8 protein-coding genes are annotated in these 9497 nt (G+C 53.5%); 2 read left to right on the top strand and 6 right to left on the bottom strand.

Translation table 11 applies throughout. The annotated features are described in order from the left end of the window. Positions 1-283 precede the first annotated feature (283 nt). A complete protein-coding gene (locus JK231_RS25190; protein ID WP_097119814.1) occupies positions 284-1588 on the top strand; it encodes an MFS family transporter in 1305 nt (434 codons plus the stop codon). Here JK231_RS25190 and JK231_RS25185 read toward each other — a convergent pair whose 3' ends face one another. The 6 genes from JK231_RS25185 to trxC form a co-directional block, all read right to left on the bottom strand. Beyond that, positions 1589-1909 carry a YfiM family lipoprotein gene (locus tag JK231_RS25185; protein WP_058959193.1) on the bottom strand — a complete coding sequence of 107 codons (321 nt, stop codon included), beginning with the start codon at positions 1907-1909 and terminating at the stop codon, positions 1589-1591. 3 nt (positions 1910-1912) lie between these two features. After that, positions 1913-3268 (bottom strand): CDP-diacylglycerol--serine O-phosphatidyltransferase, encoded by a 1356-nt coding sequence (pssA, locus tag JK231_RS25180; protein WP_097119813.1) that lies wholly within the window; start codon positions 3266-3268, stop codon positions 1913-1915. 122 nt (positions 3269-3390) lie between these two features. Beyond that, positions 3391-6042, bottom strand: a complete 2652-nt coding sequence (locus JK231_RS25175) for a bifunctional acetate--CoA ligase family protein/GNAT family N-acetyltransferase (RefSeq protein ID WP_211729901.1) — start codon at positions 6040-6042, stop codon at positions 3391-3393. Positions 6043-6085: 43 nt separating this feature from the next. Then, positions 6086-6856, bottom strand: coding sequence for a YaeF family permuted papain-like enzyme (locus tag JK231_RS25170; RefSeq protein WP_211729900.1), 771 nt, complete (start codon positions 6854-6856; stop codon positions 6086-6088). 85 nt (positions 6857-6941) lie between these two features. Then, positions 6942-7634 (bottom strand): tRNA-uridine aminocarboxypropyltransferase, encoded by a 693-nt coding sequence (locus tag JK231_RS25165; protein ID WP_211729899.1) that lies wholly within the window; start codon positions 7632-7634, stop codon positions 6942-6944. Positions 7635-7712: 78 nt separating this feature from the next. Continuing rightward, the gene (gene trxC, locus JK231_RS25160; protein WP_034825465.1) at positions 7713-8132 is read right to left on the bottom strand and encodes a thioredoxin TrxC; all 420 of its coding nucleotides are present in this window, start codon (positions 8130-8132) and stop codon (positions 7713-7715) included. A 156-nt stretch (positions 8133-8288) separates the two neighbouring features. Between trxC and JK231_RS25155 the strand changes: the two genes are divergently transcribed. Beyond that, positions 8289-9404, top strand: a complete 1116-nt coding sequence (locus JK231_RS25155) for a tRNA/rRNA methyltransferase (protein WP_160834684.1) — start codon at positions 8289-8291, stop codon at positions 9402-9404. Positions 9405-9497 lie beyond the last annotated feature (93 nt).

Raw genomic sequence — 9497 nt, 5'->3', positions numbered from 1 at the left:
TCAGAAGTGAAACGCCGTAGCGCCGATGGTAGTGTGGGGCCTCCCCATGCGAGAGTAGGGAACTGCCAGGCATCAAACAAGTGAAGAAACCCTGAACGAAAGTTCAGGGTTTTTTTACGTCTATATAACGCTGAAATTGCATGCAATCGCCCTAATTTCACCCCCAAAATCCCTTACTAATCACAAATTAGCACCTTCAACGTCATCCAATTCCCGAAACCGCCCAACACGTGCTTTACTGAATCCTTTGGCATTAATTTATCGCAAGGAAATGAGGTAAGACATGACCGACTCACTACAACAAAAAGTGGCACCATCTGAATCAACGATAAACAGCAAACAACGCATCTGGGCGATTGTTGGCGCGTCATCGGGCAACCTGGTCGAGTGGTTCGATTTCTACGTTTACTCCTTTTTCTCACTCTATTTCGCGCATGTATTCTTCCCGGCAGGCGATACCACTACGCAGTTACTGCAAACAGCAGGTGTATTCGCCGCTGGATTTTTAATGCGTCCGATTGGTGGCTGGCTGTTTGGCTATATCGCCGATCGCCATGGACGTAAAAACTCAATGCTGATTTCTGTCTGCATGATGTGTTTAGGATCCCTGGTGATCGCCTGCCTGCCAGGATACGGCGAAATTGGCGTAGCGGCACCGGTGATCCTGCTGCTGGCGCGTATGTTTCAAGGGTTGTCAGTGGGAGGAGAGTATGGCACCAGCGCTACTTACATGAGTGAAGTCGCTTTAGAAGGCCGTAAAGGATTTTACGCATCATTCCAGTATGTGACGCTGATCGGCGGGCAGCTGTTAGCGGTTCTTACCGTGGTAGTGCTGCAACAGATCCTCAGCGACGAAGAGTTGCGGAGTTGGGGTTGGCGTATCCCCTTCTTCCTTGGCGCCGTGCTGGCTGTGGTCGCTCTGTGGCTGCGTCGCTCACTGAATGAAACCTCCGAGAAAAAGAATCGTGAACATAAAGATGCGGGCAGCGTTATGGGTTTGCTGCGCAATCACTCACGCGCATTTCTGATGGTATTGGGTTTTACTGCCGGCGGTTCACTGAGCTTCTACACCTTTACCACCTACATGCAAAAGTATCTCGTCAACACGGCAGGGATGGATGCACGCAGTGCCAGCGGATTGATGACTGCTGCATTATTCGTCTTCATGTTGATTCAGCCGATCGTTGGAGCGCTTTCAGATAAGATCGGTCGTCGATCCTCGATGATGATCTTTGGTGCGGGTGCAGCGGTCTGTACCGTGCCGATCCTGATGATGCTGCAAAATGTGCAGAGCGGTTGGGCCGCATTTGCACTGATCATGCTGGCGCTGATTATCACCAGCTTCTATACCGCCATCAGTGGCATTCTGAAAGCAGAAATGTTCCCGCCAGAAGTGCGCGCACTAGGTGTTGGCTTATCTTATGCGGTGGCTAATGCGATCTTTGGTGGTTCGGCCGAGTATGTCGCTTTACTGCTGAAGAAAGAGGGGATTGAAACCAGTTTCTTCTGGTATGTGTCGGCGATGGGGGCATTGGCCTTCGTTATTTCCCTGATGCTCCATCGCAAAGGGAAGGGCATTGCACTGTGATTATTGGCTTAAATTCCACAAGGCAACGCCAGTGGCCGCTCCCGCCACGTCATAGCTGAGATCTTTCCAACTCCAGCCGCTCCCCGAAGAGCGGCTGTCATATAACTCTTTTCCTACGCCAAAACTCAGCGAGAACAAAAAGCCAAAACGTAAATTTTGTCCACGGCTTTGATGCTGGTGTTGGGAGATTTCACTGCCGGCAGCGGCTAGCACGGCAGAAGAGAAGAAGTGTTCAGCTTTGTCCTTACCGGTCCAGTTATCTTGTGCCACATGCGCACATCCACTACAAAGTAAAACTACGCAGAGGATGAACGCACGCATCTGCTAGAGTAAGCGACTGATAAGACGGTCAATACGGATACGGCGTAGACGACGGATTAACTTACGTACTTTCGCCGGATAGTCAGAAATACTCTCTAATTCGCGGAAGTGCTGGACCGTCGTGGTATGTTCACGAATCAACGCCAGCTCTTTCTCGCGCTGTTCTGCCAGCTCATTCTTCGGATCATGGATAAGCACCGCATTTTCCAAATCCAGTCGCCAGGCGCGCGGATTAAGGTTATTACCGGTAATCATCATCCACTCGTCATCCACCCAAATGCCTTTCAGGTGATAACTGTTTTCGCCGTCTTTCCACAAACGCACCGTCAACTGGCCGTTATTGACGTAATACTGCAAACGGCTCAGAAAGCGTCGCAGGTTGATCTCATACAGATAGGGCAGTGCGCCGATGATTTTAAACGGCTGGTCAGGCGGGATGTAGAAATCGTTGGCGGTTTTATCGCCCACGATGATCTCCACTTCTTTACCCTGACGCAGCAGGTGGATCAGATTACGCACCAGGATCGCTGGCAGGTTGAAGTAAGGCGTGCACAGCGTCAGTTTACGCTCGGCGCACGGCATCAAATGGAAGATGGTTTTATTGAGCAGACTGCGTTTGCCAAGGCCCACCAGCGGCGTGACCGCCAGTGAGTCATTGTCAGTATTCCCCGCGAACTGGTAGTTGAAACTGCGCAAATCCTGGCGGAACTGGCGTGTTTCGTTTTTAATTTCAGGGCTGGATGGACGCTCAGTCTGGTCAAGGCGATTAACCGCATCGGACTGCTTGAGATTTTCGCAAATCCACGCGTACATGGTGTCCGCCAATTGTGGATTGCGGATTAGCTGATAGCGATCATAGCGATATTTATCATGCTGATGCAGATAAACATCATTCAGGCTGGCGCCGCTATACAGTAAGGTGTCATCAATAATGAAGCCTTTCAGATGCAGTACGCCAAGTGCTTCACGCGTGTTAACGGGAATGCCATACACTGGAATAGCGATCTCGGGATGCTGTGCTGCCATCTCGCAATACCAATCAGCGTTGGTCAGTCCACGAGCGGCGCCAATTCGGCCACGCTGCGCGCGATGCCAATCCACCAGAATACTGATATCCAGCTCCGGACGTGCCTGACGCGCAGCATAGAGCGCCTGCATGATGCCACGCCCGCCGTCGTCGTTCTCGAGATAGAGCGCGGCGATGCAGATGCGTTTTTCAGCCGCAGCGATTTTCGTCAGCAGGGTCTCACGGAACTCGGCAGGCGAGTAAAGCGTGGTCACATCCGACACGGATTGTGACAGTTTAGGCAGCTGTGCGAGGTGTTGTTGGTGTTTATTGCGTTTAAATTTAGACAACATCACAGTGCACTTCTTCTCTGTTCATTGCATGGCCTTTTGCCATCAAATCATGATCCTAACGGTGAATAATAACATCAACCGGCCTGATAAGGAGGATTTTTACCTTTCTGTACAGGATATCATCACGCCTCACCGAGCGGTAAATTCAGGCTGACAATGCCATCATCCAATTGAATATTCACACGAAAATTCAGTTTTCGTGCCAGCGTAATCATGCCGGTGTTGTGTGGCATGGTGATACCGTTCAATTGTTGCAGACCATGATCGCGCGTATAGCGGATCATCTTTTCCAGCAATCGTCTGCCCATCCCGAGTCCTTTAAGATCGGAGCGCACCAGCACCGAAAACTCCGCATCAATGTTATCGGCATCCGAGATCGCACGCGTCACACCAATAATCTCATCATTCCCGTTGTGCTGTCGTACTGCAACAATGGCCATCTCTCGGTCATAGTCGATTTGGGTCATGTTGGCGAGATCCTCATGCGTGAACTCATTGATCTCACTGAAATAACGATAATAAAGGTCTTCTTTCGTTACCTGAGCGATAAACGCGCGCAGTTGTGGTTCATCTTCCGGCAAGATCGGACGGAACAGGCAATACTGCCCATCTTTCAGCTGTACTTGTTCTTCAAGATGATGCGGGTAAGGACGGATAGCCAGACGCGCTTCGTTATCACCAGTAAATGGCGCGAGTTGCAGCGTGACATCCAGCAAGGTGAATTCATTCGCGGAGGCCAGCAGCGGATGGATATCCAGCCGCTGGATCTCCGGGCAATCTACCACCAGATTTGAAACCTGCACCAGCAATTGGCTCAGCCCGGCAATATCCAGTGGACGCAACGCACTGCGACTGCGCACTTTGCCGCTCTTCATCGCCTGAATCACCAGATAACGCGCCAGCGTCATGTTCAATGGGGGAAGTGCGACGGCAGCCTGTTTATCGGCCTGCCATTCTACGCCGCCTTCACCCAGCATAATGATGGGACCAAACAGCGGATCTTGCTCCACCACCACGCGTAATTCCTGCGCACCCGCACGATTCGCCATGCTTTGTACCAGCAATCCATCAATTCGGGCTTGAGGATGGGTGTGGCGCACGCGATCAAATATCGCTTCAGCGGCCTGCTCGACCTCCTCACAACTGCGCAGATACAGCATCACGCCCTGAACTTCTGATTTGTGTGGAATATCCGGCGACCGCAGCTTAAGCGCCACCGGATAACCAATCTGATCGGCAATAGTGGCGGCCTCACGGCTGTCACTCGCAATCCAGGTCGGTAGCGTCGACAAACCATACGCTTGCAGCACCGGTTGCACTTCGTGGGTATCCAGCGTGTTAATCCCCTGATCCAGCGCTTGCTGAATCAACTGGTGCGCCTGCGTACTATTTTGTGTCAGGCCTATCGGCAAAGCGGGGGTTTCACGCAGTTGTTTTTGGTTACGGCGATACTCAACCTGATGCATAAATGCAGTTATAGTGCCTTCCGGTGTGCGCCAGGTGGGGATTCCGGCCTGAGTGAAAGCACGACGAGCGGCTTGTGACGAGTATTCGCCACACCAGTTAGTGAGAAGTGTCACCTGTTTGCCGCGCGGATGTTTTGCCACTGTCGCAATAATTTGCTCGGCCGTTTCGGTGGCGGGAGACACGGCGCTCGGGGCATGGATAATCATTAATGCATCGAGTTCATGGCTATCCAGTAGTTGTTCAATGCAGGCAACATAGCGCGCAGGGATGGCATCGTCCTTGAGATCCAGCGGATTACCGCGCCCAACGCCCTCGGGCAACAACGTGGTCAAGGCTTGTAAAGTCTCATCACTCAGCGTAGCCAGTTTGCCATTACGCGCGTACAGCTCATCCAGTGCTAAGGCTGCGGGGGCTGCGCCGTTGCTGATGATCATCAATCTATCCCCTCGCAATGGACGCATATGGCTCAGCGATTCCACCGCGGAAAACAGTTCATGCGTGTCCTGCACCCGCAGCAAACCGGCACGCTGAATCGCGGCATCCCATGCTGCATCCAGCCCGCTGAGTGTGCCAATCATCGCCTGTGCCTGATGGCTGCGACCGCTTTTGATCACCAGAATCGGTTTATTGCGTGAGGCGCTACGAGAGGCCGAAACAAAGCGGCGCGCATCACTGAGATGCTCTAGATAGAGCAGAATAGCGCTGGTTTTACCGTCACGCGCCAGGAAATCCAGCAAGTCATCAACATCAATATCCAGACTGTCGCCCAAAGCGATAAACCAGGAGAAGCCGAGATTGCGCTGCTGAGCCCAATCAAGAATGGTGTTGGATACCGCAGCGGATTGAGAAATAAAGGCAATGCGTCCTTTTGCGATCGGCACCGGCGAGAAGCTGGCGTTTAATCCTTGCCACGGGGCCAGCAATCCCATACTGTTCGGGCCGAGCAGGCGAATTTGCCACTGGCTGGCGCAGGCTTTCAACTCTTCAAGCTGACTGGCGGGCGAGGAGAGAATGATGCAGGCTTTGCAGCCTTTTTCACCCAGCTGCTGCAGCAGCTCCAGATTGCGTTTGGCATGAGTACAGATAATGGCGAGATCGGGCGCGAACGGCAGGCTGGCAATATCCGGCCAGGCCAGCACACCGCTTACGGCTTTATACTTCGGCGTGACCGGCAGCACCGGACCGCTAAATCCGCCAGCCAGCAAATTACGCATCATAAAGTAGCCGGCGCGCCCCGGTGTAACTGACGCACCAATCACCGCGATTGATTTAGGTCGTAACAGTGCTTCCAGTCCGCGTTGGCTCATCATCCGCTCCCGACATCAAGATTGGCATGATTGTAAACGCTTTTTACTCTGCTTGCCGACTCGCCGATCGCAGGCTGAGGATCTCTTTAAGGTTCCAGCGCTTTAAATGGCCGATGTACTGCATATTCTGCTCGCTATGCCATGCTGAGACATCTCTATCACGCAGATGCATGAGATCAGCCGGACTGACCCAGCTCGCCTGTCCCTGAAGTAGCTCGACGCCTGCATGGCGATATCCTGCGATGACGAATTCTGAGCAGAAGAAGCGATTGGCTTGAGGATCGTCAACGTCGGCGAGTTGCACGCGCGCTAATGCAGTAAGACAGGCACTGCGTAGATTTTCATGCATCAGCGGCAGCTCGCAGACGCGGCGCGAAACCATAAACGGCATGAACATCACGATACCTTTGAAATTGTATTTTTTGCCTTGTTGCTGGTGGGCAAATTCGCGCAACAGCGAGCTTTGGTCTTGAGTGAGGCTGGGCACGCGTAGCACCAACACATTATTACTCTCCTCAATAGCCTGTTGCAGCGGAATGATTTTGACACCACTGCCCACGGCTTCTGCCACTTGCCGATCACCCAGGTAGATTGCGGCATGGCTGACACCGCTGAAGCTAATCAGGCGAATGCCCCAGGATTGAGGCGAGGTGGCGGAGGAGAGCAGCAAATCACCGGGCTGCAATTCAGCAACGCTAATGATGCCACCTGTGCGTGTGCTAATGGATTGTAACTGCAGTGGGTAAGGGCGGTCAGTTTGCGGTGCCGTGCTGCAGCCCGCTATCAGCAGCACAACAAGCCACCAGACTTTCATAGCGCATCATCCTTATGTTGGGAGCCAACTCCATGGCGATGTGCGACTAGAAATCAAACGGACGAGTTAAAAAATCAGGCGATCCCTACAGCACACTTTCCTGATAGTGCACAGGATGATGCGGCTTGCCTGCCAAATAAGCGTGACGGAAATGCTCAAAATGCTGCTGTAACGCGCTTGCTGCCTCAGCATCGCCAGCCTGTTCCAGCAGCGCGGCGGCCACTTCAGCGGTACAATGCTGGCCCTCGCCGTGCGCTTCCCGCAGCGTGTAGCGCGAAGGTGTGGAAACGTTGAGTGACATCACCGGGAACGCATCCAGCCAGGGGCTTTTGCGGAACATTTTGCGGGCTTCGGTCCAGGTGCCATCCAGCATAATAAATAGCGGTGGTTTGCCGGTGAGCGGAGGTGTGATGAGGACTTCCCTGCCTGCATCGGCATACGAGCCCGGAAATACTACCAGTGGCTGATAATCGGTGGTTTGCACTGCTGCGAGCATCGCTTCATCAGGTTCGGTGCGTGACCAGCCAAACGCCAGCGTATCAGGCAGGATATCGGCAATCAGGCGTCCGGTATTGCTCGGCTTCATCGGCTCGGTATCGAACATCACCAGGCAAAAACGGCTGCGTGCTAGCTGCGGTTGCAGCGTGGCACACAGGCAATTTTTTTGCGGCAACAGACAACGCTGGCAACGCAACACGCGATTGCCACGGGCAAGAAACGGGCGCGTAGCGCGTGCTAAACGTTGCGCACGTAAGCGCAGAACGGCATTTTCAGACATAGAATCGCAGGCAGGAAAAAAACGCCAGTTTAATGGAAGGCGAACGGCAAGGCCAGCACAGGGGCTGGCCTGAGGTGCTTAAAGTGATTCGTCGAGCCACTCATTAAACGGCGCTTTGGGCATTGCCCCGTTTAACATGTCGACCATCTCACCTTTTTTGAACACCATAATGGTCGGGATACTGCGGATGCGGAAGCGTGAGCTGAGTGCCGGTTCGGCTTCCGTGTTCACTTTCACAAAGCGCACTTTACCGCGGCGTTCGTCAGCGACATCCTTAAAAACAGGCGCGAAGTTCACGCACGGACCGCACCACGGCGCCCAAAAGTCGACCACCACGGGCAAATCGTCCTGCAAATATTTATCAAGCGTGGCTGCCGTGGCATTCACGACTTCACCATTGAACAGCTCGTCGCCACAGCGACCACACTTGGCGCCATCGGCAATACGTTCCTCGGGAACGCGGTTAGTTGCCTGACAGGAGGCACATACAGTATTCATCGTCACCTCAAACCGGACCTGTAAATGTTATGATTGCCGAACATTATGAAAAGGTTGAGTGCTATGCTCAATCTGGATTGCCCAATAGGTTCAATAGTTGATAGCTAAGCTCCAGCACATCAGGTAATCTTCGCGCTCTCAATGCAGGAGGAACAAATGAACGACGAATTTAAAGGCAAAAGCGGCAAGGTAAAAGTGATGTATGTACGTGATGAGGATGCAGGCCAAAAGCCAAATCCCCGTACCGGCAAAGGCGGCCGTCCTGCTGCGCGCCAGGAAGATAATCGTCGTTCTGGTCCTCGTACTGCACGTAATAATGAAGAAGGTGGTCGCAGCAGTGCAGGTGGACGCGGAACGCCCGCGCGTGATGCACGCAATGCTGACCGCGGTCGCAGCTTCGGTCGTCGCGATGATCGTGATGACAACCGCAGCTTCGGTGATTCTCCGTGGCGCACCGTTTCTCGTCCGCCAGTGGCTGATGACAGCCAGGTTGATGATGCAGCCAGCAACAAGCCGGTGATCGATCCCGAGCAGATTCGCCGTCAGCGTCAGGAAGAGACGCGCGTTTACGGCGAAAATGCCTGCCAGGCGCTGTTTGCCAGCCGCCCAGAGAGCATTGTACGTGCCTGGTTTATCCAGAGCGTCACCCCGCGCTTCCGCGAAACGCTGCGCTGGTTAGCGGCCAACCGTAAAGCCTACCACGTGGTGGATGATGCCGAGCTGACTAAGGCTTCAGGCACCGAACACCACGGCGGCGTGTGCTTCATCATCAAGAAACGTATGGGCATGGAAGTCTCTGAGTGGCTGAAAAAAGCGGATACCAGGGATTGCGTGCTGGCGCTGGAAGATGTCAGCAACCCGCACAATCTCGGTGGCATCATGCGTAGCTGCGCACACTTCGGTGTGAAAGGTTTGCTGGTTAACGATGCTTCCCTGCTGGAATCGGGCGCGGCAGTACGTACTGCCGAAGGTGGCGCAGAACATGTGCAGGCCATCAGCGGTGAAAGTTTTGCCAGCGGTCTGGAAGCCTTCCGCAAAGCGGGTTACACCATCGTGACGACTTCAAGCCATGAAGGCACGCCGCTGGCGAAAGCTGAGCTGCCAGCCAAAATGGTGTTGGTACTGGGTCAGGAGCGTGAAGGTCTGTCCGACAGCGCCTTCCAGCAGGGTGATATCAGCCTGTCGATTGGCGGTACCGGCAACGTTGAGAGTCTTAACGTCTCCGTGGCGACTGGCATTCTGCTCGCCGAATGGTGGCGCCAGAACGCATAAAAGAAAACGGGCCGAAAGGCCTAATGCCGATCAGTTAAGGATCAGTTGAACGATCCAGTGGCTGTGTAAGAATCCGGAAACGCTTCGTTTCCG

Origin of the sequence: Pantoea sp. JGM49, from assembly GCF_018257655.1 — a bacterium.
In the GTDB taxonomy this organism is placed as follows: Bacteria; Pseudomonadota; Gammaproteobacteria; order Enterobacterales; family Enterobacteriaceae; genus Pantoea; species Pantoea communis.
Note: the sequence above shows the minus strand (reverse complement) of the source record. Positions and strands in the feature narration are given on the sequence as shown.

Excerpts from the sequence above, each read along its gene's own strand:
- JK231_RS25155 (WP_160834684.1), top strand. The coding sequence starts at position 8,289 with ATGAACGACGAATTTAAAGGCAAAAGCGGCAAGGTAAAAGTGATGTAT.
- pssA (WP_097119813.1), bottom strand. The coding sequence starts at position 3,268 with ATGTTGTCTAAATTTAAACGCAATAAACACCAACAACACCTCGCACAG.
- JK231_RS25165 (WP_211729899.1), bottom strand. The coding sequence starts at position 7,634 with ATGTCTGAAAATGCCGTTCTGCGCTTACGTGCGCAACGTTTAGCACGC.
- JK231_RS25170 (WP_211729900.1), bottom strand. The coding sequence starts at position 6,856 with ATGAAAGTCTGGTGGCTTGTTGTGCTGCTGATAGCGGGCTGCAGCACG.
- trxC (WP_034825465.1), bottom strand. The coding sequence starts at position 8,132 with ATGAATACTGTATGTGCCTCCTGTCAGGCAACTAACCGCGTTCCCGAG.
- JK231_RS25190 (WP_097119814.1), top strand. The coding sequence starts at position 284 with ATGACCGACTCACTACAACAAAAAGTGGCACCATCTGAATCAACGATA.
- JK231_RS25185 (WP_058959193.1), bottom strand. The coding sequence starts at position 1,909 with ATGCGTGCGTTCATCCTCTGCGTAGTTTTACTTTGTAGTGGATGTGCG.
- JK231_RS25175 (WP_211729901.1), bottom strand. The coding sequence starts at position 6,042 with ATGAGCCAACGCGGACTGGAAGCACTGTTACGACCTAAATCAATCGCG.